The 25,925-nt window shown below is 71.9% G+C and carries 21 protein-coding genes; 7 read left to right on the top strand and 14 right to left on the bottom strand.

Features of this window, described 5'->3' with window-relative positions:
- Positions 1-162 precede the first annotated feature (162 nt).
- The 3 genes from pheA to HUT19_RS20565 all read left to right on the top strand — a co-directional run bounded on the left by pheA (position 163) and on the right by HUT19_RS20565 (position 3,748).
- Positions 163-1,098, top strand: a complete 936-nt coding sequence (gene pheA, locus HUT19_RS20575) for a prephenate dehydratase (protein WP_176181882.1) — start codon at positions 163-165, stop codon at positions 1,096-1,098.
- Positions 1,099-1,649: 551 nt separating this feature from the next.
- Positions 1,650-2,927: a serine--tRNA ligase gene (gene serS, locus HUT19_RS20570; RefSeq protein ID WP_176181881.1), complete on the top strand. Its 1,278-nt coding sequence runs from the start codon at positions 1,650-1,652 to the stop codon at positions 2,925-2,927.
- A complete protein-coding gene (locus tag HUT19_RS20565; RefSeq protein WP_176181880.1) occupies positions 2,924-3,748 on the top strand; it encodes an HAD family hydrolase in 825 nt (274 codons plus the stop codon). Before serS ends, HUT19_RS20565 begins: the two co-directional genes overlap by 4 nt.
- A gap of 52 nt (positions 3,749-3,800) precedes the next feature.
- Here the strand turns inward: HUT19_RS20565 and HUT19_RS20560 are convergent, their stop codons facing one another.
- On the bottom strand, positions 3,801-4,250 hold the full coding sequence (locus tag HUT19_RS20560; protein WP_176181879.1) for a phospholipase: 450 nt from the start codon (positions 4,248-4,250) through the stop codon (positions 3,801-3,803).
- Positions 4,251-4,743: 493 nt separating this feature from the next.
- Between HUT19_RS20560 and HUT19_RS20555 the strand changes: the two genes are divergently transcribed.
- A complete protein-coding gene (locus HUT19_RS20555; RefSeq protein ID WP_176181878.1) occupies positions 4,744-5,643 on the top strand; it encodes a LysR family transcriptional regulator in 900 nt (299 codons plus the stop codon).
- Positions 5,644-5,678: 35 nt separating this feature from the next.
- On the opposite strand, the gene HUT19_RS20550 is transcribed toward HUT19_RS20555, so the two are convergent.
- From HUT19_RS20550 to HUT19_RS20530, 5 genes are all read right to left on the bottom strand, one after another.
- A complete protein-coding gene (locus HUT19_RS20550; protein WP_176181877.1) occupies positions 5,679-6,635 on the bottom strand; it encodes a YafY family protein in 957 nt (318 codons plus the stop codon).
- A gap of 99 nt (positions 6,636-6,734) precedes the next feature.
- A complete protein-coding gene (locus tag HUT19_RS20545) occupies positions 6,735-7,463 on the bottom strand; it encodes an ABC transporter permease subunit (protein ID WP_176181876.1) in 729 nt (242 codons plus the stop codon).
- A 15-nt stretch (positions 7,464-7,478) separates the two neighbouring features.
- Entirely contained in the window at positions 7,479-8,405 is a 927-nt protein-coding gene (locus HUT19_RS20540) for an ABC transporter ATP-binding protein (protein WP_176181875.1), read from the bottom strand.
- Positions 8,402-9,301 (bottom strand): ABC transporter permease, encoded by a 900-nt coding sequence (locus tag HUT19_RS20535; protein WP_176181874.1) that lies wholly within the window; start codon positions 9,299-9,301, stop codon positions 8,402-8,404. The genes HUT19_RS20540 and HUT19_RS20535 overlap by 4 nt, the downstream gene beginning before the upstream one ends.
- Complete coding sequence (locus HUT19_RS20530; RefSeq protein WP_254885674.1) at positions 9,291-10,334, bottom strand: ABC transporter ATP-binding protein; 1,044 nt, start codon at positions 10,332-10,334, stop codon at positions 9,291-9,293. Before HUT19_RS20530 ends, HUT19_RS20535 begins: the two co-directional genes overlap by 11 nt.
- A gap of 235 nt (positions 10,335-10,569) precedes the next feature.
- On the opposite strand from HUT19_RS20530, the gene HUT19_RS20525 reads away from it, so the two are divergent.
- Positions 10,570-12,294 (top strand): SDR family oxidoreductase, encoded by a 1,725-nt coding sequence (locus tag HUT19_RS20525; RefSeq protein WP_176181873.1) that lies wholly within the window; start codon positions 10,570-10,572, stop codon positions 12,292-12,294.
- A 124-nt stretch (positions 12,295-12,418) separates the two neighbouring features.
- Here the strand turns inward: HUT19_RS20525 and HUT19_RS20520 are convergent, their stop codons facing one another.
- The 3 genes from HUT19_RS20520 to HUT19_RS20510 form a co-directional block, all read right to left on the bottom strand.
- The gene (locus HUT19_RS20520; protein ID WP_176181872.1) at positions 12,419-13,012 is read right to left on the bottom strand and encodes a hypothetical protein; all 594 of its coding nucleotides are present in this window, start codon (positions 13,010-13,012) and stop codon (positions 12,419-12,421) included.
- Positions 13,013-13,017: 5 nt separating this feature from the next.
- Positions 13,018-13,929 carry a zinc metalloprotease HtpX gene (gene htpX / locus HUT19_RS20515; RefSeq protein ID WP_176181871.1) on the bottom strand — a complete coding sequence of 304 codons (912 nt, stop codon included), beginning with the start codon at positions 13,927-13,929 and terminating at the stop codon, positions 13,018-13,020.
- 128 nt (positions 13,930-14,057) lie between these two features.
- On the bottom strand, positions 14,058-14,972 hold the full coding sequence (locus HUT19_RS20510) for an LLM class flavin-dependent oxidoreductase (RefSeq protein WP_176181870.1): 915 nt from the start codon (positions 14,970-14,972) through the stop codon (positions 14,058-14,060).
- A gap of 166 nt (positions 14,973-15,138) precedes the next feature.
- On the opposite strand from HUT19_RS20510, the gene HUT19_RS20505 reads away from it, so the two are divergent.
- Positions 15,139-16,023, top strand: a complete 885-nt coding sequence (locus tag HUT19_RS20505; RefSeq protein WP_254885673.1) for a Cof-type HAD-IIB family hydrolase — start codon at positions 15,139-15,141, stop codon at positions 16,021-16,023.
- Positions 16,020-16,265, top strand: coding sequence for a hypothetical protein (locus tag HUT19_RS20500; RefSeq protein WP_176181868.1), 246 nt, complete (start codon positions 16,020-16,022; stop codon positions 16,263-16,265). Before HUT19_RS20505 ends, HUT19_RS20500 begins: the two co-directional genes overlap by 4 nt.
- An 85-nt stretch (positions 16,266-16,350) precedes the next feature.
- Here HUT19_RS20500 and HUT19_RS20495 read toward each other — a convergent pair whose 3' ends face one another.
- The 5 genes from HUT19_RS20495 to hisC form a co-directional block, all read right to left on the bottom strand.
- Positions 16,351-18,000 carry a GAF domain-containing sensor histidine kinase gene (locus HUT19_RS20495; RefSeq protein WP_176181867.1) on the bottom strand — a complete coding sequence of 550 codons (1,650 nt, stop codon included), beginning with the start codon at positions 17,998-18,000 and terminating at the stop codon, positions 16,351-16,353.
- Positions 18,001-18,261: 261 nt separating this feature from the next.
- Positions 18,262-21,933, bottom strand: a complete 3,672-nt coding sequence (gene cydD, locus HUT19_RS20490) for a thiol reductant ABC exporter subunit CydD (protein WP_176181866.1) — start codon at positions 21,931-21,933, stop codon at positions 18,262-18,264.
- Positions 21,934-21,955: 22 nt separating this feature from the next.
- On the bottom strand, positions 21,956-22,969 hold the full coding sequence (gene cydB / locus HUT19_RS20485) for a cytochrome d ubiquinol oxidase subunit II (RefSeq protein ID WP_176181865.1): 1,014 nt from the start codon (positions 22,967-22,969) through the stop codon (positions 21,956-21,958).
- Between the two features lie 30 nt (positions 22,970-22,999).
- Entirely contained in the window at positions 23,000-24,583 is a 1,584-nt protein-coding gene (locus HUT19_RS20480; protein WP_176181864.1) for a cytochrome ubiquinol oxidase subunit I, read from the bottom strand.
- Between the two features lie 200 nt (positions 24,584-24,783).
- Positions 24,784-25,863, bottom strand: coding sequence for a histidinol-phosphate transaminase (gene hisC / locus HUT19_RS20475; RefSeq protein WP_176181863.1), 1,080 nt, complete (start codon positions 25,861-25,863; stop codon positions 24,784-24,786).
- Between the last annotated feature and the right edge of the window lie 62 nt (positions 25,864-25,925).

Here is a 25,925-nt window from a genome sequence, read left to right as displayed (position 1 = left end):
CAAATCCGTCTCATCGGCCGGAGCAGTCGAATCAGTTGTTATCGACCCCGTCCGCCGGAGCCGCCGGGCCTCCCGGGCCGCGGGCGATCCCCGGTCGTGGGCACCATACGAGAGCCGCTGGGTATCGTGGCGGTTCTCGTCTGATCACAGGGAGCCACCGTGATGTCGGCCAGCCGCTATACGTACCTCGGCCCCGAGGGCACCTTCACCGAGGCCGCGCTGCGGTCCATGCCGGAGGCCGCCACGCGCGAACTGGTCCCCATGGTCTCGGTCCCGGCCACCCTGGACGCCGTGCGCACCAGCGCGGCGGCGGCCGCCCTGGTGCCGATCGAGAACTCGGTGGAGGGCGGGGTCAACGCGACCCTGGACGAGCTGGCCACCGGTGATCCACTGATGATCTACCGCGAGGTGCTGCTCTCGATCAGCTTCGCGCTGCTGGTCCGGCCGGGCACGGCGCTGGCGGACGTCAAGACGGTGACCGGGCATCCGGTCGCCCAGCCGCAGGTGCGCAACTGGCTGGCGGGCCAGCTGCCGGACGCCCAGTGGGAGTCGGCGGCCTCGAACGCGGACGGTGCCCGACTGGTGCAGGAGGGGCGGTACGACGCGGCGTTCGCGGGTGAGTTCGCGGCGCCGAAGTACGGTCTGGAGCCGCTGGTCACCGGCATCCACGACGCACAGAACGCGATGACCCGCTTTGTGCTGGTCGGCCGTCCCGCGCGGCCCGCCGCCCGGACCGGCGCGGACAAGACGTCCGTGGTGATCTGGCTCGGCGACGACCACCCGGGTGCGCTGCTGGAACTGCTCCAGGAATTCGCGGCGCGCGGCGTCAACCTGATGCGGATCGAATCCCGCCCGACCGGCGAGGGCATCGGCCGCTACTGCTTCTCGGTCGACTGTGAGGGGCACATCACCGACCGGCGGGTGGGTTCGGCGCTGATGGGGCTGAAGCGGATCTGCCCGAAGGTGCGCTTCCTGGGCTCGTATCCGCGGGCGGGCGTGGACCCGGCGGAGATCGCGCCGCTGCGGCACGGCACCTCCGACGAAGCGTTCTCGGAGGCGGCGGAGTGGCTGGCGCGCTGCCAGGACGGGCGGGCCTGAACTTCGCGGACGCCGGTTGACGGCACCGTCCCCAGGGCGATGGGAAAAGTTATCCACAGGCCGGGGCCTCGCGCTGGGGATAAGTCGACAGACCAGCCCGACATTGTCGACAGATCACCGCAGTCGACCCATTCCCTGTCATCACCGGACAGAGGGCATCTGTCACCACCATTCCATTGATCAACTCTTTGGAGTGAGTCATTCCTCTCTCAAAGAGTGTGTGAACGAGGTTTGATAGGGGAATCCATCGCCGAGCACTCGCCGGACCAAATGATCACCTCGACATCCACAGATCTCACACACAGGCTGTGGATAACTCGGCGAGCCCCACCCGCCCCCTGTGGACAACCCATGGCCAACTCGCCCCGCCCGCAAGGGAAGCCGTCATCCTGAGCCCGCCACTTTGCCCCTTTTCAGGGAATGCGCACGTATTCCTTGACGATGGACGTCACAGGAATTCCCCCGGTTTCCCACACCCACTAAAAGGGGCAAATAAGGACACAAGGGAATATCGCGTCGAGGCGGCGAGGTCACACCGGTAACCTGGTGGGGTGATTGACCTTCGCCTGCTCCGTGAGGACCCCGATCGTGTGCGCGCCTCCCAGCGCGCTCGTGGAGAGGACGTCGGCCTCGTCGACGCGCTCCTGACCGCCGACGAGCGGCGCAGGTCCTCCAGCGTCCGCTTCGACGAGCTGCGCGCCGAGCAGAAGTCGCTCGGCAAGCTCATCCCCCAGGCCACCGGCGACGAGAAGGCCGAGCTGCTCAAGAGGACGGGCGAGCTCTCCGCGGCCGTCAAGGCGGCCGACGCCGAGCAGGACGAGGCCGCCGAGGAGACCCAGCGGCTGCTGCTCCAGCTGGGCAACCTCGTCCACCCGGACGTCCCGGTGGGCGGTGAGGACGACTTCCGCGTCCTGGAGACGGTCGGCACCCCGCGCGACTTCGCGGCCGAGGGCATCACCCCCAAGGACCACCTGGAGCTCGGCGAGCTGCTCGGCGCGATCGACACCGAGCGCGGCGCCAAGGTCTCCGGCTCCCGCTTCTACTACCTGACGGGCGTCGGCGCGCTGCTGGAGTTCGCCCTGGTGAACGCGGCGATGGCGCAGGCCACCACGGCGGGCTTCACCCCGGTGCTCACCCCGGCGCTGGTCAAGCCGAAGGCCATGGAGGGCACCGGCTTCCTCGGCCAGGCCGCGGACGACGTCTACCACCTCGACAAGGACGACCTCTATCTGGTGGGCACCTCCGAGGTGCCGCTGGCCGCGTACCACATGGACGAGATCCTGGACGCGGGCCAACTGCCGCGCCGGTACGCCGGGTTCTCCTCCTGCTTCCGCCGCGAGGCCGGGTCGTACGGCAAGGACACCCGGGGCATCTTCCGGGTGCACCAGTTCGACAAGGTGGAGATGTTCGTCTACACCGCCCCGGAGGAGGCCGAGGCCGAGCACCAGCGGCTGCTGGAGTGGGAGAAGCAGTGGCTGACCTCGCTGGAGCTGCCGTTCCGGGTGATCGATCTGGCCTCGGGTGACCTGGGTTCGTCGGCCACACGGAAGTTCGACTGCGAGGCGTGGATCCCGACCCAGGGCAAGTACCGCGAGCTGACCTCCACCTCCAACACCACCGAGTTCCAGTCGCGCCGGCTGTCGATCCGGATGCGCGAGGGCAAGAAGGTGCGTCCGCTGGCCACGCTCAACGGCACGCTGTGCGCGGTGACCCGGACGATCGTCGCCATTCTGGAGAACCACCAGCAGGCCGACGGCTCGGTGCGGGTGCCCGAGGTGCTGCGGCCGTTCCTGGGCGGACGCGAGGTCCTGGAACCGGTCGCCCGGTGACCGAGGCTACGGAGACTCCGCCCTATCGTCTGATCGCCACCGACCTCGACGGGACCCTGCTGGGCCCCGAGCACACCGTCTCGGCGCGTACGCGTGCCGCGCTCACCGCGGCCACCGCGGCGGGCGCCGCGCACATCGTCGTCACCGGGCGGACCGTCCCGGTGGCCCGGCACATACTGGACGACCTCGGCTACCAGGGGCTCGCGGTGTGCTCGCAGGGCGCCCAGCTCTACCACGCGGGTGAGCACCGGCTGCTGACCTCCGTCACCCTGGACCGCAAGGTGGCGGTGCTGGCGCTGGAGAAGATCGAGGCGGAGATCGGTCCGCTGGCCGTGGCCGCGGCCCGTGACGGACTCGACGGCGAGGTGCTGTTCGGCCCCGGGTACCGGATGGGCTACGACATGGAGCTGGTCTCCGTCACCGACCCGGACACGTTCTGGACCGCGCCCATCAGCAAGCTCTACATCCAGCACCCCCGGCTGGACGACGACGCGCTCGCGGACGCCGCCCGCATCGCCGCCGGAGGTCTGGTCGGGGTGACGGTGGCGGGCACCGGGCTGGTGGAGCTGCTGCCGCTGGGGCTGACGAAGGCCACGGGACTGTCGCTGGCCGCCCGGCGGCTGAAGATGACGGCGGCCGACACCATCGCCTTTGGCGATATGCCCAACGACATCGCGATGCTCGAATGGGCGCGGCACGGAGTCGCGATGGCCAACGCGCACGAGGGGGTCAAGACCGTGGCCGACGAGATCACCGCCTCGAACGCGGAGGATGGGATCGCCGTGGTCCTGGAGCGGCTCTTCCCGGCCGCATTCCGCTGACCGCCGGGCGGCCCGCCGTGGTGGGCCACCCGGCGTCGGTACGGCCCTGGGCTCAGCCCAGGATCTTCACCGCCTGGTAGTACGTCCACGCGGTGCTGTTGCAGGCGGCCTTGGTGGCGCCGCCGTAGTTGTTGCAGACACGCTTGAGGTCCTCGTAGAAGGCGCTGTCGATCCGCGCCTTGTTGGCCTCGAAGATCCCCATCGCCTTGTGGTTGCGATAGCCGAAGTCATGGCGGGCACAGGCGGTCTGGAAGGGGAAGCCGAACGGGTTGTCGGGCGATGAGCTGCAGTAGTCGGTCGACCAGTCGAAGGCGTAGGCGGCCCAGGCACCCTGGTTGTTGCGGGCCGCGAGCCAGGCGTTGTAGCTGCCGGCGCTGGTCTGGGTCCAGCTGGCGAGCACCTGCGGCTTGTCCGCGGGGACGGCCTGGGCGGGGGAGGCGAGGGCGACGGTGGCGGCCGCGGTGACCGCGGTGGCGGCAAGGCTCGAGGCGAGACGACGCATGTGAGGGGTTCCCTCCGTCTTTTGTTGTTGACGTGCCATCAACTCCCTGTGGGGTGCCGGGCGATGGCGCGACATGGGGGAAGCGCAACCTCAGAATTGGACAGGTCCCTGACAAGCGTCAAGATCTGTACGGTCGTCTGGATGAACAGAGTTCAACCATTCAGGGTTCAGAGCTTCCTACCAACTCGCCTTGTTACGGGGGGGGGTTGGCGCTGCCGCGGGCGCCGCGTTTGCGTCGGCGTCGGCGCGCGCCCGCTCGGCCGGGACGCCGCGCGCCACCGCGCGGAGCGAACGGCAGCGGCCCCGGTCCCTTGACGGGCCGGGGCGTTGGCGGGTCGGCACCCGCCCGCGGGCACGCCGTACGGTCCGGATCCGGTCGGGCGTGGCCGCGGGCGGGTTGCCGCCCTGGGCGCCGCATAGATCGTCGTCCCGAGCCCAGCCCCTAGTCAATCCTCGGGATTTCTTCCAAACCCCTTAGCGGTAGCTTGGGTTGGTGACCTTGGACGATCTCCGGGCCTTCACGGCCGTCTGCGACTCCGGCAGCCTCAGCGCCGTCGCCCGTGATCTGGGCTGTACCCAGTCGGCGGTGAGCCAGCGCGTCAAGCGGCTCGAACGCGAGCTGGGCATCGCCCTGTTGGAGCGCCGTCCTCGCGGGGTGGCGCCCACTCAGGCCGGGTTGATCCTGCGCCGTGCGGCGGCCGACGGTCTGGTCGGGCTCGACCACGCGCTGCGGCGGCTGCGCGACCTGCGGCAGGGCGACGGCGGTACGGTGCGCGTCACCACCGGGGCGACGACCGTACGGCACTTCATGTCGGCCGGGGTGGTGGCCTTCCGGCGGCGCCATCCGCGGGTGAACCTGGAGTTCCAGACGGAGAATTCCAGCCGCCGCTGCTTCGAGGCGCTGGCCGCGGGCACCGCCGATCTGGCCTGGATCACCATTGGCTCCCCGGCCCGCGCTATCGAGCTGCGGCCGGTGCTGGAGCTGCCGTGGGTGCTGGCCGTACGGGCCGGTGATCCGCTCGCCGAGCGGTCCGAGATCGGGCCCGGGGAGCTGGCGTCGATCCGGCACATCCGGCTGCCGGAGAACTCCGTCTCCCGGCACCGGCTGGAGGAGCACCTCACCCGCCAGGGCACCGAACCGGTCTCCACCACCAGCGTGGCCGACTGGGACACCGCCATCCTGCTGGCCGAACTGGGGCTCGGGCACGCCGTGGTGCCCGCCCTGCCGGGGTGGCGGGAACCGGTCGTCGCGCATCCGGCACTGCGGCTGATCCCGATTCCCTCGCTGCCGCCGCTGGCCACCGGATGGGCGGTGCGGCGGTGGGACGCGCTGAGCCCGGTCGCCGTGGAGTTCGCCGAGACGGTGGCCGCCGAGCTGACCGCGGACGGCTGACACCGGGCGGCGAGCCGCGAGCCGCGGCGTCCGCCTCACTCGTACAAGGCGGTGACCGAGGCGGCGGCCGCGGCCAGTTCGGCGCGCACCTCGGGCGGCTCCAGCACCTCCACCTCCCCGCCGAACTGGAGCAGTTGACGCGTCGCGACCAGCATCGGATAGGCGAGTTCCACCTCGGCCCACTCCGCGTCGCCCCCGGTCTCCTGGGGCGGCGCCACCAGCGAGCCGACGATCCGCAGGAACCGGTCGAGCCCGGTGCGCCGCACCCGCGCCCGTACCCGCAGAGGCATGGGCCGCTCCTCGATCCCCCGCCGCAGCTCCTCCCACACCTCCTTCAGTTCGGCACCGGGGCGGCGGCGCACCGGTTCGTCGACCAGGGACGCGGCGTCGACGCGGTCGGCGCGGAACAGCCGCGGGACGCCGTCGCGGTCGGCGACCAGGTACCAGACCCCGGCCTTGGCGACGAGGCCGTAGGGGTCGACGGTGTAGTCGTGCAGCGTGGTCTCCCAGCCGTGGCGGTAGCGGAGGCGCAGTCTGCGGTCGGTGAGCACGGCGGTCTGGAGCACCTCGAGATCGGCTTCGGGCGCGGGGCGGGACAGCCAGCGGCCGGGGTCGACCAGGATCCGGCGGCTGGTGAGCTCGGCGGCGGGCCGGTGGGCGGCGGGGAGCGCGGCCATCACCTTGCGCAGGGCGGAGCCGAGGGCGCTGTCGAGGCCGAGCGCGGCATGGGTGCTCTGCGCGACCAGGACGAACAGCGCCCGGGCCTCGTCGGAGGTGAGCCCGGTGACATCCGTACGGAAGCCGGGGAGCAGGGTGATCCCGCCGTGCCGGCCGCGTTCCGCGTACACCGGCACCCCGGCCGCGGACAGGGACTCCACATCGCGGTAGATGGTGCGGGTCGAGACCTCCAGCCGCTCGGCGAGTTCCACGGCGGTGACCCGGCCCCGGGTCTGGAGGAGCAGCAGGATCGAGAGCAGCCGGTCGGATTTCACGGGAGTGAGCCAAGGAAATACCGAGGCCCGGTGTCAACACCGGTGGCGGCGGTCGTGATCACGACCGCCGCCACCGGTGGGGGGAGTGCGTCCGGCGGCTCACTCCTCACCGGCGAGGGTGAGGGTGCGCAGTTTGCGGCCCGCGTACCAGGTCGCGGCCACGGTCACGGCGATCAGCAACACCGCAGCGGCGGGCAGACCGACGTCCGAGGTGATCAGGTCACCCTCGCCGATCTTCTGGGCGAGGGCCAGCGCCCACTGCTGGACGCTGAGCGTGCGTGCCCCGGACACCAGGCTGCCGAAGAGCGTCTCCCACACCAGGGCGTAGACCAGGCCCGCGACCACCGCGTGCCGGGTCACGGTGCCCAGCAGCAGGAAGATCGCGCTGTAGGCGACGGAGGCCACGGCGGCGGCGACGGCGTAGGCGACGGCGATCTGATGGCCGTTGCCGTTCAGGATGAACCCCGCCAGCAGGGTGGGGACCGCGGAGAAGACGGCCGTGACGCCGATGGCGACGATCAGCTTGGTGAAAATGATCGTGGGCCGCTTCACCGGTTTGGCCAGCAGATAGATCACCGAACCGTCGTCGATCTCCGGGCCGATCGCACCGGTACCGGCGATCACGCCGATCAGCGGGACCATGGTGGCGATCGCGAAGCCGCCGAGAATGCCGTCGGCCGTGCTGTCATCTGTGCTGGTGAGCAGCCGTACCGCCACCGAGATGATCAGCAGCAGCGCGGGCAGCGAGAACAGGATCAGCGCACGGCGCCGACCGAGCAGGGCTCGGTAGGTGAGCCGGGCGACGGTCGGGTGGTAGAGCGAGGACATCGCTGTGGGCTCCTTTCAGGCCGCGACGAGGTAGGAGAAGACGCTCTCCAGGGACTCGTCGGAGGGCGAGACCGTGAGGAGCCGGATGCCCTGGTCGCGGGCGACCCGGGGCAGCAGTTCGGTGAAGCGGGTGAAGTCGACGGCCTGGATGTGCAGTCCGCCGTCGGCCCCCTCACCGGCGTCGACCTGGATACCAGTGGTCGACGGATCGGCGATGAGGGCCGCCGCGAGCGCCCGGTCGTCGCTGGAGCGTACGAGATAGCGGTGCGGACGGTCCGTCATCAGCCGGCGGATCTTGCGGAAGTCGCCGGAGGCGGCGTGCCGTCCGGCGACGATCACCTCGATATGGGCGGCGAGTTGCTCGACCTCCTCCAGGATGTGCGAGGAGAACAGAACGGTGCGGCCCTCGGCGCCCATCCGCCGCAGCAGCTCCATGAGATGCATGCGCTGGCGCGGGTCCATCCCGTTGAACGGCTCGTCGAGCAGGAGCACCGACGGCTCGTGGACGAGGGCGGAGGCCATCTTCACCCGCTGGCGCATGCCCTTGCTGTAGGTGGAGATCTTCCGCGACCCGGCGTAGTCCATCTCGACGGTGTCCAGCGCCTTGCGGGCGGCGGCGCGCGGATCGGGCAGTCCGTGCAGCTCGGCGTTGGCGATGACGAACTCGCGGCCGGTGAGGAAGTCGTACATCGCCTCCCGCTCGGGGACGAGCCCGATGTGACGGTACGCCTGCTCATTGCGCCAGATCTGGGCGCCGTCGAGGGTGACGGTCCCGGTGGAGGGGGCCAGGAAGCCGCCCATCATGTTGATCAGGGTGGACTTGCCCGCGCCGTTGGGTCCGAGGAGGCCGGTGACCCCGGGGCCGATGGTCATGGTCACGTCGTTGACGGCCACGACGTTCCCGAACCAGCGGGAGACATTGTCGATGGCGATCGTGGTCACAGCCCGACCTTTCGGTAGCGGCGCATCAGCAGGCCGTACGAGCCGGCGGTCAGGCCGAGGAGGACGAGGAGGTAGATGAGGCCGGTCCCGGTGGAGGGGCCGTACTCGCCGGGGAAGGCGGAGGTGGCGCCGAGGAAGGCGGTCTGCACCCCGTCGACGAGGGTCATCGGCGAGAAGAGGCCGAGCCAGCTGACCGCGCCGGTGTTGCCCTGGTCGTAGGCGATGGCCTGAACGGTGCTCACCGCTCCGTAGGAGATGGTCAGTACGGCGATGACGGCGGCGACACCGAAGCCGCGGCGGGGCGTCATGGCGGCGATGACCAGGCCGATACCGGCGAACAGGAGCGAGAGCAGAGCCACGGAGACCAGTCCTTGTGCGAAGCCCTTCGTCTGGTCCGCGAAGTCCAGCTTGGCGAGCAGGGCCCCGACGTAGAGGATCAGCAGGGGCATCGCGGTGAGGAAGAAGAGCGCGGAGGCCAGGGCGGCGAACTTGGCCACCACGTAGTCCACGGTCTTGATGGGCCGGGAGAAGTAGAGCGGGATCGTCTTGAAGCGCAGATCGCGCGAGACGGACTGCGGTGCCTGGGCGGCGGTGTAGAGGCCGATGACGGCCTGGAGCATGACCGCGTAACCGGTGTACTCCACGGGGAGGTCGTTCGCCTTGGTGGCGACGGCCACCGCGACGATGATCGTGGCGGGCAGGCACATCACGGCGAGCATCAGCATCGGCCCGATCTTGGACTTCGCCGAGCGGCCGAGGCCGTAGGCGCCGCGCAGGCTCTGCGAGAAGAGCGAGCGGCGGGCGTAGGCGCGGCCCAGACGGGCGCCCTCGTAGTGCCGGTAGCCGATGTTGTGGATGACGTCGGCGCGCTGCTGGGGCACGGTCTCAGGCGGCATCGACGGCACCTCCCTTCCCGTGGGTCCCCTGGGCGCCGTCCGCGGGGCTGTCGGCAAAGTCGTCGTCGGAGCGGAAGATCTCCGCGATGCGGTGGCGGCGCTGTTCCATGCGGACCAGGCCGAGACCGAGTTCGGCGATGGCGTCCCGGACCGTGTCGTAGGTCTCGTCCCCGGCCACGTCGACCAGCAGCACATGGTCGGAGGCGGGCGCCCCGTCGGCGCCGCGTCCGGCGGTCTGGACGGTGAGTCCGGCCCGGTCCAGCGCGGCGCGCAGCACACCGGTGCCGTCCGGGTGCTCGGCGGTGTCGGTGACCTCGACCGCGAGGGAGGCCGTGGCCTGGGTGAAGTCGCTGGTGGAGCTGGAGCGGAGCAGTTTGCCGCCGTCGATGACCACCACATGGTCGCTGGTGCGCTCCAGCTCACCGAGCAGATGCGAGGTGACCAGGACCGAAATGCCGAAGTCGGTGTGGACACGGCGGATGAGGGCGAGCATCTCGTCCCGGCCGACCGGGTCGAGACCGTTGGTCGGCTCGTCCAGCAGCACCAGCCGCGGATCGTGCACCAGCGCCTGGGCCAGCTTGACCCGCTGCTTCATACCGGTCGAGTAGCCGCCGATGGGGCGGTACCGCTCCTCGTACAGGCCCACATGGCGCAGGGTGTCGGCCGTGCGCTCCCGGGCGGCGGACGGTGGCAGCCCGGACATGCGCGCCATATGGACGATGAACTCGGTGGCCGAGACATCGGGCGGCAGACAGTCGTGCTCGGGCATGTATCCGACGCTCTCGCGGATGGCGCCGCCGTCCATGGCCACGTCGAGGCCGAGGACGGTGGCGCGGCCCTCGCTGGCGGGGGAGAGACCGAGCAGAATCTTGATCAGGGTGGACTTACCGGCACCGTTGGCACCCACCAGGCCGGTGACGCCCGGTGTGATGTCGACGGAGAGCCGGTCGAGAGCGGTGACCCTGGGGAACCGCTTGCTCAGGCTTTCGGTGGCGATCACAGTCACGTGTTCGACGGTAGTGGGCTGAGCCACACCCGACGTCAGTCCTGATGGCTGGTTTTCCGTAGTCCTCGGGTCGGACGCGCCCGTAGGGGACCGGCACCCTCCGGGGGGTTACCCCGGGTATCCACAGGGGCGGTAGGCCCCCTTGACGGCAATTTCGAACGCCCAGCATGGTCGTCCTGGCACGGTTCGCCGGGTTCATGCGGGGAAGGCGCTGTTTCCGGGCCGGAATGGGCCGGATTCATGCGCGGAAGGGGAGGGACACGTGACGGACGGGATCGCGGGAGCGGCCGAGCGCACGATCCGTACGGGAGAGGTGGAGCTGTGCGTCGCCGAGCTCGGTGATCCGGCGCGGCCCACGGTGGTGCTGCTGCACGGCTATCCGGACAGCAAGGAGGTGTGGGCGGAGGTCGCCACCCGCCTCGCCTCCGGCGGCGCGGGCTTCCATGTCGTGCTGTACGACGTGCGCGGCTGCGGCCGCTCCACCGCCCCGGAGCCGCTGCGCGGCGGCTTCACCCTGGAGAAGCTCACCGATGACTTCCTGGCCGTGACCGACGCGGTCTCCCCGGACCGGCCGGTCCATCTGGTGGGGCACGACTGGGGCTCGGTGCAGTCCTGGGAGTTCGTCACGGTCCCGCGCGCCCAGGGGCGAATCGCCTCGTTCACCTCGCTGTCGGGCCCCTGCCTGGACCACTTCGGCCACTGGATCAGGAAGCGGCTGACCCGGCCCACCCCGCGGCGTATCGCCCAGCTCCTGGGCCAGTCCGCCCGCTCCTGGTACGTGGGCGCGCTGCATACGCCCCGGCTGCCGGAGGCGCTGTGGCGCGGTCCGCTCGGCCGGTCCTGGCCGGGCATCCTGGAGCGCACCGAGCGGGTGCCGAGCGACGGCTATCCGACCGCCTCGCTGCCCGATGACGCCGCCCACGGGGCCTGGCTCTACCGGGACAACGTGCGCGAGCGGCTCCGCCGCCCCCGGCCGGACGCCCATGCCCACGCCCCGGTCCAGCTGATCGTGCCGACCCAGGACCCCTTCCTCTCCCAGCGGCTCTACGACGAACTGGAGAGCTGGGTACCGGATCTGACGCGGCGCACCCTCGCCGCCCGCCACGGTATGCCGCGCTCCCGGCCCGACCGGCTCACCGCGTGGATCACCGAGTTCATCACCTCGGTGGAGGAGGGCGCCCCGCGCCCCGGGGCGGCCTCGCCCGGTCCGTACGCCCAGCGGTTCGGCGGCCAGCTGGTGCTGGTCACGGGCGCCGCGGGGGCCGTCGGCCGGGCAACCTGCCTCGCCTTCGCCGCGGCGGGGGCCCGGGTGATCGCCGTCGACCAGGACGCGGAGGACGCGGCGCACACCGCCTCGCTGGCGCGGTCGGCCGGGGCGCCGCACGCCTGGGCCGAGGCCGTGGACATCGCGGACGAGCGGGCCGTGGAGAAGCTGGCCCACAAGGTCTCCGCCGAGTACGGCGTGGTGGATGTGCTGGTCAACGATGCCGAGGTGGGGCTTTCCGGGTCCTTCCTGGACACCTCGGCGGACGCCTGGCGCCGGGTGCTGGACACCAATCTGTGGGGTGTGGTCCACAGCTGCCGGGCCTTCGGCGGCCAGATGGCCGACCGCGGCCAGGGCGGCCATATCGTCAACACCGCGTCGGCCGCCGCCTTCCGGCCCTCGCGGACGCTGTCCGCCTACGGCGCCTCCCAGGCCGCCGTGGTGCGGCTGAGCGAGTCCCTGCGCGCCGAGCTGGCGGACCGCGACATCGGCGTCTCGGTGATCTGCCCCGGCTATGCCCGCACCCGGGACGACCGGCCCGCCCGGCTGCCGGCGCCCCGCGCCTATCCGCCGGAGAAGGTCGCGGACGCGATCCTGCGGGCCGTGCTGCGCAATGCCGCGGTGGTACCGGTGACGCCGGAGGCGAGGGCCGCGGCCGCGCTGTCCCGGGTCGCCCCGGCGGCGCTGCGCGCGGCCGCGCGGCTGGGGCGGCGGCCGAAGTGAGGCGGTGAGGCGGTGAGGCGGTGAGTCCGCAAGGCGGCAGGCGGCAGGCGGCAGGCGGCAGGCGGCAGGCGGCAGGCGGGGCGAGGGGACGGTGCCGTGGTACGGGGCGGTGCCGGGCGGTGGCCTACAGGCCCGGCGCGCCCCAGACCGGGAACCAGCGGCTCAGGTCCTCCTCGATCCGCAGATCGTCCCCGAGCATCGCCCGCACCTGGAGTTCGAGCCCGTTGTCCCGCTTCTCGCCGCCGCCCGGCAGCGGTGCGAAGGGGTAGAACGTGCCCCGCTTGTAGAGGTACACCAGCGCCAGCGAACGGCCCTCGGCCGCGTTCCGGAAGCCGAGCAGGGAGCACAGCAGCTGCGGGCCGAACCCCCCGTCCTGGAGCAGGGTGTTGACCGCGTGCAGATCGTTCACCAGGGCGGCCACATCGTCCGGTCCCTGTCGGGCGAGCAGCCAGGTGTAGCCGTATCCGTCCCGGCTGAACTCCACGGGCACTCCGCCCCGTTCGGGTCCGGCATCCGCGTCCAGCAGCTCCTCCACATCGCGCCGGAGCTGCGCGAAGGCACCGCCCTCCACGCTCGCGAAGCACACCGAGCCCAGTCCGGTGGGGGTGAACCCCGCCCCCGCCTCCAGCGTGACCGCGGCACCCGGCAGCCCGAAGAGCCGGTCGAGATCGGGGCGTACGGGCTTGCTGCGGCCGAGGACGGCGTCCCAGAACCCCACGCCCCTCAGCCCCTTCCCGCCTGGCCAAGCTGCGCCGAGATCCGGCCGAGCTGGTCGAGCCGCTGCTCCAGCGTCGGATGCGAGGACAGCAGCCGGCTCATGCTCCCCCCGGAGAGCGCCGGGGCGAACCAGAACGCGTTGTACGGCTCGGCCTTGCGCAGATCGCGGGTGGGGATCCGGGCCATCTGCCCCGTCACCTTGGTCAGCGCGGCGGCGAGCGCCGAGGGCCGCCCGGTCAGCAGGGCGGCCGCCCGGTCGGCGCTCAGCTCGCGGTAGCGGGACAGCAGCCGGGTCAGCAGGAAGCTGATCGTGTAGACCACGGCGCTGATCAGCGGGATGAGCAGAACCGCGATGGCCGTGTTGTTGTCGCGGCCGCCGCCGCGGGTGAGCCCGCCCCACAGCGCGACCCGGGTCATCATCCCGGCCAGCACCCCGAGGAACGAGGCGATGGTCATCACCGCCACATCGCGGTGCGCCACATGCGACAGCTCATGGGCGAGCACCCCCTCCAGCTCGTCCGGTTCCAGCCGCCGCAGCAGACCGGTCGTCGCGCACACCAGTGCGTTGCGCTGGTTGCGGCCGGTGGCGAAGGCGTTGGGCACGTCCGTGTCGGCGATGGCCACCCGCGGCTTGGGCATATCGGCGAGGGCGCACAGCCGGTCCACCGCGCCGTGCAGCTCGGGCGCCTGCTCCGGAGTGACCTCCCGCGCGCCCATGCTGTAGGCCGCGATCCGGTCGCTGAACCAGAACTGCGCCACGAACAGCCCGCCCGCGAGGATCAGGATCAGCGGCCAGGCGCCCCGCACCAGCGCCAGCAGCACACCGACGAAGACCACGTAGAGCAGACCGATGAAGAACATCGTGGTCACCATGCGGGTGGTCAGCCCCCGGTCCGGGGCGTATCGGGTACGCGCCATGGGTGCCTCCACAGGGACTGCGGCAGCGAAAACCTCTATACCCGATTCTGCCCCTTATGCCGGTCTTTACCGCCTGTGCGGCTCCGCACCGCGTCGGACGGGCCGGTACCCGCGTCAGGGACGGCTCCTCACCGGGTGCCGAGCTGCGCCGCGCCCTCCGTGGCGATCTTCTCGAAGACCCGCTGGTCCGCCGCGAAGATCGAGTCCGGGATCGGCCAGTGCAGCACGATCTCGTCGAAGCCCAGCGCGGCGTGCCGCCCGGCGAACTCCACGAAGGCGTCCACCGAGGTCAGCGGGGCGGCGCCGTCCGGGGTGAAACCTGTGAGCAGGATCTTGCGGAGATCGCCCGCGTCCCGCCCGGCCTCGGCACATGCCTTGCCCAGCCCCTCGACCTGGCGGGCGATGGCCTCCACGGAATCGGCGGGGGTGCCGGTGGCGGACACCTTCGGATCGCCCGTGGTCACCCACGCCTGGCCGTACCGCGCGGCCAGCCGCAGCCCGCGCGGACCGGTGGCGGCGACCGCGAACGGCAGCCGGGGCCGCTGCACACAGCCCGGGATGTTGCGCGCCTCCCGCGCGCTGTAGTGCTCACCCTCGTACGTGACCGCGTCCTGGGTCAGCAGCCGGTCCAGCAGCTCGACGAACTCCCCGAACCGGTCCGCCCGCTCCCGCGGGGTCCACGCCTCCTCGCCGCCACGCCGCAGCGCCGTCGCGTCGAAACCGGAGCCACCCGCCCCGATCCCGAGCGTGATCCGCCCACCGGACACATCGTCCAGGGTGATCAACTCCTTGGCGAGCGTCACCGGATGCCGGAAGTTGGGGGAGGTCACCAGGGTGCCCAGACGCAGCCGCGAGGTGGCCGCCGCGGCAGCGGTCAGCGTGGGCACCGCGCCGAACCAGGGGCCGTCGCGGAACGGCACCCGCCAGGAGAGGTGGTCATAGGTGTACGCGCCGTGGAAGCCGAGCTCCTCGGCGCGCCGCCACTGCTCCCGGCCGCCCTCGGACCAGCGGTGAACGGGAAGGATGACAGTGCTCAGTCGCATAGCACCGAGCCTAAGCGGTCCGGCCGACAGCGGCGGACCGATCGCCGAGGGACCGATCACGAGGGAGGCGGCGGCGGGTGGGCGTAGGGCCCCGGCCACCGGGCATGCGTACGCCCCCGAGCCCCTTCGCGCACCGATGAGTGGCATATGCGGGAGGATGGTTGCCGTGACTCCAGCAACCGAGCGGCCCGGGACCCCGGCCACAGACCGTTCCGGCACCGGCTCACCCCGGCCCCGGCTGATCGCCACCGACCTCGACGGCACCCTGCTGCGGGACGACAAGACGGTCTCCGACCGCACCGTCGAGGCGCTCGCCGCGGCCGAGCGGGCGGGCATCGAGGTCTTCTTCGTGACCGGCCGCCCGGCCCGCTGGATGGATGTCGTCAGCGCCCACGTCCACGGACACGGCCTGGCGATCTGTGCCAACGGCGCCGCCGTGGTCGATCTGCACCAGGGCGGTCGGCTGATCGAGGTCCGCCCGCTGGATCCCGCCTCGGCCCTCGCCGTCGTCGAGGCGCTGCGCGCGGCGGCCCCGGGCACCTCGTTCGCCGTCGAGCGGACCGAGGGCATCTTCTACGAGCCCGAGTACCCGCCCTTCCACCTCGACCCGGGAGCGATCCACGCCCCGGCCGAGAAGCTGCTCGACGACGGCTTCGCCCACGCCGACCAGCCGATCATCAAGCTGCTCGCCCACCACCGGGAATGGGCCCCCGACGCCTTCCTGGAGCTGGGCCGCTCGGCCGCGGGCGAGCACGGCTCGTTCACCCGCTCCAGCCCGACCGCCCTGCTGGAGATCAGCGGCCCCGGCGTCAGCAAGGCCAGCACCCTGGAGCTGTGCTGTGCCGAGCGCGGTATCACCGCCGAGGAGGTCGTGGCGTTCGGCGATATGCCCAACGACCTGGAGATGCTGACCTGGGCGGGCACCTCGTACGCGATGGCCAACGCCCACCCGGATGTGCTGGCCGCGACCACGCACCGCACCGGGGCCAACACCGAGGACGGTGTCGCCGCCGTGATCGAGCGGATCCTCGCCGGACAGTCGGGCCGATGACGCGAAACCGCCCCCGGTTCTGTGGCCCAGGGCGGTTCGGGTACCTCCGCGACTGCCGCGGCCGGGATGCCCCTGCTTACCGGAAGACGATAGCCGTCGCTGCCGTCCTGACCGCCGTCGCCCTGGCCACCGGTGACCACGCCACCGCCGCCGCCCTGACCGCCGTCGCCGCCTCGCTGTTGTGCGCCGGAGGCAGTTGGACGATGCCGTCCACCGCCTCGCCGCCCGAACCGTCCGCCTGACCGTTGTTGCCGGGCACGTTCACACCGCCGGTGGAGCAACTGCCGTTGCCGGCGACCCCGGGCGTACCCGGCACCACTTCAGCGGCTAGAGCGGAACCTCCCACACCACCGCCGTGCCGCGACCGCCCTCACCGAGCCCCGGCCCCAGCCCGCTCGACCCGTCCAACGACTCGGCCCGGCGCACCAGGTTGGCCAGACCGCTGCGCCGTCCGCCCGCCGGAACGCCCACCCCGTCGTCCGCGACCGTCAGCCGCACCCCCGCCCGCCCTCGCGGCAACCGCGCGGTCGCGTCCACGACCACCTCGACGCGCCCCGCCCGGGCGTGCCGGGCAACGTTGGACAGCGCCTCGCGCAACGCCGCGATCAGATTCGCCCCGGCCGGTTCGCCGACCCGTGCGTCCACCGCGCCCACGAAGCTCAGCGACGGCTGGAAGCCCAGCGGCACCGCGGCCGCCCCCACCTCCCGCAGCACCCGGGCACGCAGTCCGGCGGGCGTCTGCACCGGACCCTGCCGCAGCGTGAAGATCGCCGTCCGTACCTCCTGGATGGCCGCGCCCAACTCCACCACGGCCCGTTCGATCTGCTCCCGTACCTCCGGCGTCTCCGACCGGCGCTGTGCGCTCTCCAGCGTCATCCCGGTCGCGAACAGCCGCTGGATGACGAGGTCGTGCAGATCCCGCGCGATCCGGTCGCGCTCCTCCAGCACCGCGACCCGCTCCCGGTCCCGCTGTGCCTCGGCGAGTACCAGCGCCACCGCGGCCTGCGCCGCGAACTGACCGGCGAGGGTGCGCTCGGCGGCGGTGAACGGACGGGCGCCGGGCGCCCGCGGGGTGGCCAGCACCCCCAGCACCCGGTCCCCACTGCTCAACGGCAACATCATGCTCGGCCCGTAGCGGCCGAGGACCCCGGTGATCAGCCGCGGTCGGGCGGCCGGGTCGTCGAGGAACACCGGCTTCCCGGCCAGCAGCCGCGGTACGGCCGGAGAGCGGGCCGGTACGACGGTGCCGAGCAGCGCCGACGGGTCCTCGGTGTCCGCCGCCACGATCCGCAGGCCCCCGGACGCCTCGGGCAGCAGCACCACCCCCGCCGCCGCCCGGGCGAGTTGACGGGCCTTCTCGGCCACGACGGCCAAGGCGTTCTCGGCATCCCCGGACAGCAGGGAGTGGGTGACCGCCACCGAGCCCTCGATCCACCGCTCGCGCTGCCGACTGGCCTCGTGGAAACGGGTGTTGCCGATGGCGATCCCGGCCTCGGTCGCCAGCACCTTGACCATGTGCAGATCCGAGACGGTGAACTCACCGCCGCTCCGCTTCTCGGCGAGGCAGAGATGGCCGAAGGTCTCCTCCCCGACCCTGATCGGCACCCCGATGAACGAATGCGGCAGCGGGTGGTCCAGCAGGAACCCGGCCGGATGCGCCCCCGGCGGCAGCCCGGCGAACAGCGCCGCGCACCGCTCGCGGTCCGCCTCGGTGGCCCCGTAGCTGACCACCCCGGCCAGCCCCTGGCCCGCGGCGTCGTCCACCCCGATCACGGCACAGCGCGCACCCGCCAGCTCGGCGGCGGTCTCCGCGATCCGGTCGAGGACGGTGCGCAGCTCCAGCCCGGTGCCGATGGAGCGCATCGCCTCCAGCAGCCTCGGCAGCCGAGCGGTCAGCTCGGTGGACAGCCCCCGCAACCCGCGGGTCGCCTCCGCGGCGACCTCCAGGGGGTCCGGAGTAGGGGCAGCGGCCACCATGGCATCGAGCGTAGTGAATACCGCACCGGCCCGCCGCGCGGCCGACGCGGTGCCCTGTGATCGGCCCCGGCCCGATCCGCCGCCCACCGACCGCGGACGCCTGCCGAAAGGGCCCACATACGGCCCGCCACCGAACGCCGCCCGCCAAGCCTCGGCGGGGAGTGCCGACGATCCGGCCGTCAGCCGCCGTACCCGCCGGGCTCCCCACGGGCCCCGCGGAGGGCGGGCCGCCCCGCGGGGGCCCGGCCACTGGGCGCAGGGTTACACCCCGCTGCTCACCCGCTCCCGGGCTGCCGCCGCGGTCGGCGGCGGAGACAGCCGGGCCTCCGCGGCCTCGCGGTCCCGCAGACGGCGGAAGGGGCCGTCGGCCTCGGCCAGCTCGCGGGGGGTGCCGCGCTGGACGGCGCGGCCGCCGTCGAGCACGATCACCTCGTCGACCGCCTCCAGGCCCGCCAGCCGGTGCGTGATCAGCACGGTGGTGCGGCCACGGGTCGCGGAAAGCAGATCGGCCGTGAGCGCGTCGGCCGTCGGCAGATCCAGGTGCTCGGCGGGCTCGTCCAGCACCAGGACGGGGAAGTCCGCCAGCAGCGCACGGGCCAGGGCCAGCCGCTGCCGCTGGCCGCCGGAGAGCCGGGCGCCCAGCTCACCGGCCATCGTGTCGAGGCCGTCCGGCAGTCCGTCCACCCACTCCAGCAGCCGGGCCGCGGCCAGCGCGGCACGCAGTTCGTCCTCGTCCGCGCCCGGGCGGGCCAGCCTCAGGTTCTCCCGCAGCGAACTGTCGAAGACATGCGCGTCCTGGGCGCAGAGCCCGACCAGCCGCCGCACCGCGTCCCCGTCCAGGGCCGTGGCGTCGCGGCCCGCCAGGGTGTACGAACCGCCCTCGGTGTCCAGGAAGCGCAGCAGCACCTGGGCGAGGGTGGTCTTGCCCGCGCCGGACGGACCGACGACGGCGACCCGGCGGCCGGGCGTCAGCTCCAGGTCGAAGCCGTCCAGGGCGGGTACCCGCCGCCCCGGGTGGCGGGCGGTGACCCCGCGCAGCACCAGCGGGAAGGGCGCGGCGGGCGCCTCCTCCCGGGCGTCCTCGCCGGGCTCCCGCACCGGCGGCGGCACGTCCATCACCTCGTACACCCGCTCCGCGGCCCGCCGCGTCCGCTGCCGGTGCCGCACCGCGAGCGGCAGGCCCGCGACCGCCTCGAAGGCGGCGAGCGGGGTGAGCACAACTGCGGCCAGCCACACCCCGTGGACCCGTCCGTCCGCCACTGCCGCCACCCCGGCCCAGGCCGCGGCGGCGACGGTCAGCCCGCAGGCCAGCGCCGAGAGCCCGGCACCCACGCCCGTGGCGGCGGCTCCGCGCCGGGCGATCCGGGTCAGTTCCCCGTCGGTCCGGCGCACCGCGTCCAGGCGGCGCGGCAGCGCACCGGCGACCGTCAACTCCGCTGTTCCGGCGAGCAGATCCACGACCTCGCCGGACATCGCGCCACGCGCCGGAGCCAGCCGCCGTTCCGCCCGCCGGGCGAACGCCCCGGACAGCAGGGGCACTCCGGCACCGGCCACCAGCAGCCCGGCCGCCAGGGCCGCCCCCGCCTCGGGCAGCAGCCACGCGGTGAACCCGACCGAGGCCGCGGCCACCGTCACGGCGGTGCCCACGGGCAGCAGCCAGCGCAGGAAGTAGTCCTGTACGGCATCAACGTCGGCCACCAGCCGGGAGAGCAGATCGCCGCGCCGGGCCCGGCCGAGTCCGGCGGGCGCCAGCCGCTCCAGCCGGCGGTAGACGGCGCCCCGCAGATCGGCCAGCACCCGCAGTACGGCGTCATGCGAGACCAGGCGCTCGGCGTAGCGGAAGACGGCGCGGGCGATCCCGAAGGTCCGGGTCGCGGTCACCGCCACCATCAGATAGAGCACGGGCGGCTGCTGGGCGGCGCGCGAGATCAGCCAGCCGGAGACGGCCATCAGCCCCACCGCACTGGCCAGGGCCAGGCTGCCGAGCAGCAGCGCGAGAGCGAACCGGCCCCGCCGGCCGCGTGCGGTGGCCCGCACCCGCGCGAGCGCGCCTCTGCCGGTGCCGCCCGCCGCCGGATCGTGCGGCTCGGCGGCCCCGGTGCCGTTCGGCAGCGCGGGCACCGCATCGCTCCGGTGTGCCCCTTGCGACGGCTCCGGTCCCGCGCCGGTCGTGACGGCAAGCTCGGTGACGGCCGCCGGGCCGCCCGCACCCGCCACCGCGTGCGCCTCGACACGGGTCCGTACATCCGCCCGCACGGCGTCCGCGCCGCGACCACCGCCACCGGCACCACCACCGCCACCCGGAAGACACAGCACCCGGTCGGCCAGCGGCAGCAGCGCCGGACGGTGGACCACCATCAGCACCGTGCGGCCGACGGCCAGCCGCCGGACCGCCTCGACGACCGCCGCCTCGGTCTCACCGTCCAGGTTCGCCGTCGGCTCGTCCAGCAGCAGCACCGGCCGGTCGGCCAGGAACGCTCGCGCCAGCGCGATCCGCTGCCGCTGCCCCGCGGACAGGCCCGCGCCCAGTTCGCCGAGGCGGGTCGCGGTCCCCTCCGACAGCGCGGAGACGAACCCGAGCGCGCCCGCGTCCCGCAGCGCGGCCCGTACGGCCTCGTCATCGGCGTCCGGCCGGGCCAGCCGGACGTTCTCGGCGATCGTCCCGGCGAAGAGATACGGACGCTGGGGCACCCAGGCGATCTGCCGCCGCCAGCTCTCCGGATCGAGCGACGCCAGGTCCTGTCCTCCGAGCAGAATCCGGCCCGCGGACGGCTCCGCGAAACCGAGCACGGCGTTCAGCAGGGTCGTCTTCCCGGCGCCGCTGGGGCCGACCACGGCCACCGTCTCACCGGGCCGGATCTCGAACGACGTCGGGGCCAGGGAGGGTTCAGCGCGCCCGGGGTGACGGACCATCAGCCCGTCGACGGCGAGCACGGACCCCCGGGCGCCGGGGGCGCTCGCCGTCCCCCCGGCCGACGGCTCGCGCTCCAGTACCGCGAACACCTCGTCCGCCGCCGACAGCCCCTCGGCGGCCGCGTGGTACTGCGCGCCCACCTGCCGCAGCGGCAGATACGCCTCGGGCGCCAGCACCAGCACCACCAGCCCGGTGTACAGATCCAACTCCCCGTGTACGAGCCGCATCCCGATGCCGACCGCGACCAGCGCGACCGAGACGGTGGAGAGCAACTCCAGGGCGAAGGAGGAGAGGAAGGCCAGCCGCAGGGTCCTCAGGGTGGCCCGCCGGTAGTCGGCCGTGATCGCGCGAATCGACTCGGCCTGGGCCTTGGCACGCCCGAAGACCTTGAGCGTCGGCAGTCCGGCCACCACGTCGAGAAAGTGCCCGGAGAGCCGGGACAGCAGCCGCCACTGACGGTCCATCCGCTCCTGGGTGGCCCAGCCGATGAGCACCATGAAGAGCGGGATCAGCGGCAGGGTGACCACGATGACCAGAGCGGAGAGCCAGTCGGCGGTGACGATACGGGCGAGCACCGCCACCGGCACCACCACCGCGAGGCCCACCTGCGGGAGATAGCGCGCGAAGTAGTCGTCGAGCGCGTCGATCCCGCGGGTGGCCAGGGTGGTCAGCTCACCGGTCCGTCGTGAGTCCAGCCAGCCCGGCCCCAGCCGGACCGCCCGCTCCAGCAGTCGCAGCCGCAGCTCCGACTTGACCGCCGCACTCGCCCGGTGGGCGGTCAGTTCGGTGAGCCAGGAGACGACCGCCCGGCCGACGGCGACCAGGGCCAGCAGGATCAGCGGACGCGTCAGCGCGTCCACGCCGTCGCCGTGCTGGAAGGCACCGACCACCACCTCGGCGATCAGCACCGCCTGGGCGATGACCAGACCCGCCCCGGCCAGGCCCAGCGCCACGGACGCGGCCAGGAAGAACCGGGTGGCCCGGGCGTACCGCAGCAGCCGGGGGTCGATCGGTTTCACGTGAAACACGCCTTCCCGCGACTCAGTGAGCGCTCGGCTCGGGGATGTGCTGAGTGCCGATGCGCTTGCGGAACACCCAGTACGTCCATGCCTGGTACGCCATGATCAGCGGCGTCATGATGACGGCGACCCACGTCATGATCTTCAACGTGTAGGGGCTGGAGGCCGCGTTCGCCGCCGTCAGACTCCAGCGCGGATCGAGCGAGGACGGCATGACGTCCGGGAAGAGCGCGAGGAAGAGCATGGCGACCGTCGCCGCGACGGCCACCCCGGACAGGGCGAACGCCCAGCCCTCACGCCCCCGTTGGTTCATGATCAGCGCCACGGTCAGCGCCAGGACCGCGATCACCACGGCCACCAGGCTGCGCCCGTTGCCGCTGTGGTGCTGGGTCCAGAGCAGGAACGGCACGGCCACACCGACGGTGGCCAACCCGAGCCAGGCCGCCGAGCGCCGCGCCCTCCCCCGGATGTCACCGGCCGTCTTGAGCGCGGCGAAGACGGCGCCGTGGAAGGTGAAGAGCACCAGGGTCACCACCCCGCCGAGCACGGCGTACGGGGAGATCAGATCCGACAGCCCGCCGGTGTAGTTCTTGTCCGAGCCGATCGGCACCCCGCGCACCAGATTGGCGAAGATGGCGCCCCAGAGGAACGCGGGCAGCAGCGAGCACCAGAAGATCGCGTTCTCCCAGGTGCGCTGCCAGCGCTCCTCGGGCCGCTTGTGCCGGTACTCGAAGGCGACACCGCGCAGGATCAGACAGACCAGGACGGCCAGCAGCGGCAGATAGAAGCCGCTGAAGAGCGTGGCGTACCAGTCGGGGAAGGCGGCGAAGGTCGCCCCGCCCGCGGTGATCAGCCACACCTCGTTGCCGTCCCAGACCGGGCCGATGGTGTTGATCAGCACGCGGCGCTCGGTGCGGTCACGCGCCAGCAGTTTGGTCAGCACGCCGATGCCGAAGTCGAAGCCCTCGAGGAAGAAGTAGCCCGTCCAGAGGAAGGCGATCAGCACAAACCAGATGGTGTGCAGGTCCGGTGACATGGCTCTCTCAGCTCTCTTCCGCTCGGTCCGTCAGTACGCGAAGGTCAGCGGCTTGTCGGCCTCGGCGTCGGCCGCCCCGCCGCCCGGACCGCCGGAGGGCAGCCGGAGCTCGGGGTCCTTCGCGGGCGGCTTCTCGTCGGTGTCCGGTCCGGCCTTGGCGTACTTGGCCAGCAGCCGTATCTCGACCACCGCGAGCACGCCGTAGAGCAGTGTGAAGACACCCAGCGAGATCAGCACCTCGGTCCGGCTGACCCCGGGGGAGACCGCGTCGGCGGTCTTCATCAGGCCGTAGACCGCCCAGGGCTGGCGGCCCATCTCGGTGAAGATCCAGCCGAAGGAGTTGGCGATCAGCGGAAAGCCCATGGTGAGGATGCCGATCCGCCAGGACCAGGTGGTGAGCAACGGGCTCATCTCGCGCTTCTTGGTGAGCATCAGCCGCGGGACCTCGTACTCACCGGTGCGGAAGGCGGGGTCCAGCCATCGCTTCCGGCGCGTCGTCCACAGCCCGATCAGCCCGGCGGCGAACGAGGTCATCCCGAAGCCGATCATCAGCCGGAAGCCCCAGAAGGTCATGAAGATGCTGGGGATGTAGTCCTCGGGCTCCCCGCCGTAGGCGGCGGCCTCCTTCTGCGCGATGTCGTTGATCCCGGGCACGGCGTCGGTGAAGTTGCTGTGGGCGAGGAAGGAGAGCGCCGCGGGGACCTCCAGCTCCACACTGTTGTGGCCCTTGCCGACGTCGCCGACGGCGAAGACCGAGAACGGGGCGGGCGCCTGGGTCTCCCACAGCGCCTCGGCCGCGGCCATCTTCATCGGCTGCTGCTCGAACATCACCTTGCCGAGCTGATCACCGCTGATCGCCGTGCCGAGCCCCGCGATGACGGCCACCACCAGACCCACCCGCAGCGAGCTCCGCATGGCGCCGATCTGCTTGGTCCGCTTCTCGCTCAGCTCCGCACCGCGCTGCGTCGCGCGCTTGGCCCGCCACAGATGGAAGGAGGCGATACCGACGACGAAGGCACCGCCGGTGAGGAAGGCCGCGGTGAGCGTGTGGAAGACCACGACCAGGGTGGTGTTCTGGGTCAGCACCGCCCAGATGTCGGTGAGCTGGGCCTTCCCGGTGGCCTTGTCGGTCGTGTAGCCGGTCGGATGCTGCATCCAGGAGTTGGCGGCCAGGATGAAGTACGAGGACAGCACGGTGCCGAGCGAGACGATCCAGATGCAGGCGCAGTGGATCTTCTTCGGCAGTTTGTCCCAGCCGAAGATCCACAGCCCGATGAAGGTGGACTCGAAGAAGAAGGCGAGCAGCGCCTCCATCGCCAGCGGGGCACCGAAGACATCACCGACGAAGCGGGAGTAGTCCGACCAGTTCATCCCGAACTGGAACTCCTGCACGATGCCGGTGACGACCCCCATCGCGATGTTGATCAGGAAGAGCTTGCCCCAGAACTTGGTGGCGTGGAAGTACTTCTCCTTACCCGTACGGACCCAGGCGGTTTCCAGACCGGCGGTGATCGCGGCGAGAGAGATCGTCAGCGGGACGAAGAGGAAATGGTAGACGGTGGTGATGCCGAACTGCCATCGCGCGAGCGACTCCGGCGCCAGAGCCAGATTCACGTGGATCTCTCCTTACGGTCTTGCCTGTGCCCCCTGGGGAGCTTGTGAACGTATTCACATTCACAAGCAATCATCGCACATGTCTTCGCCCCCTCCCACCTGGGGGTGGTAGGGGGCGAAGGGGGTACGTATGGGTATCCTTTGCGCTTCGAGAAGGGGCCGACGAGCCCCTTGACAGCGCCGGGGCCGGGCGCCCGGGCTCAGAGCTCCTTGCGGAACCGCTCGGCGACCTTCAGGAAGATGTCGTTGGCCTCCCGCTCGCCGATGGTCGCCCGCATCCCCTCACCCGGGAACGGCCGCACCACCACACCCGCCGTCTCGCACGCCGCCGCGAAGTCGGCCGTACGCTCCCCCAGCCGCAGCCAGACGAAGTTCGCCTGCGAGTCCGGCACCGTCCAGCCCTGACCGATCAGCCCCTCCCGCACCCGCGTCCGCTCGGCCACCAGCGCCTCCACCCGCTCGCGCAGCGCGTCCTCGCTGTGCAGCGAGGCCACCGCCGCGTCCTGGGCGAGCTGGCTGACGCCGAAGGGCACCGCCGTCTTGCGCAGCGCCGCCGCGACCGGCTCATGGGCGATCGCGAAGCCCACCCGCAGCCCGGCCAGCCCGTACGCCTTGGAGAAGGTGCGCAGTACGCACACATTGGGCCGGTCCCGGTAGAGCTCGATGCCGTTGGGCACCCGGTCGTCCCGGATGAACTCGATGTACGCCTCGTCCAGCACCACGAGCACATCGGACGGCACCCGGTCCAGGAAGCGCTCCAGCTCGGCCCGGCGCACCACCGTGCTGGTCGGGTTGTTGGGGTTACAGACGAAAATCAGCCGGGTGCGGTCGGTGATCGCGTCCGCCATCGCGTCCAGATCGTGCTCCTCGGCATCGGTCAGCGGAACCCGCACCGAGGTCGCCCCCGCGATCTGCGTGATGATCGGATATGCCTCGAAGGACCGCCAGGCGTAGATCACCTCGTCGCCCGGTCCGGCCGTGGACTGGACCAGCTGCTGCGCCACACCGACCGAGCCGGTCCCGGTGGCCAGATGGTCCAGCGGTACGTCGAAGCGGCTCGCCAACTCGGCCATCAGAGCGGTGCACGCCAGGTCGGGGTAGCGGTTGAAGGAGGCGGCGGCGTTGGCCGCGGACTCCAGCACCCCGGCCAGCGGCGGATAGGGGTTCTCGTTGGAGGACAGCTTGAAGGCGAGCGGGCCGCCCGCGGCGGCCGGCTTACCGGGCTTGTACGTCGGAACGTCATCCAGCGCGGCGCGCAGCTTGGGGCTCTTCTCGGTCACCGACAGTCCTCCTCGACCCATCCCGTCGTGTCCCGTGCGCAGCGGGCACACAGCAATACTGC

It is taken from the genome of Streptomyces sp. NA02950 (genome assembly GCF_013364155.1).
Taxonomy (GTDB): domain Bacteria; phylum Actinomycetota; class Actinomycetes; order Streptomycetales; family Streptomycetaceae; genus Streptomyces.
Note: the sequence above shows the minus strand (reverse complement) of the source record. Positions and strands in the feature narration are given on the sequence as shown.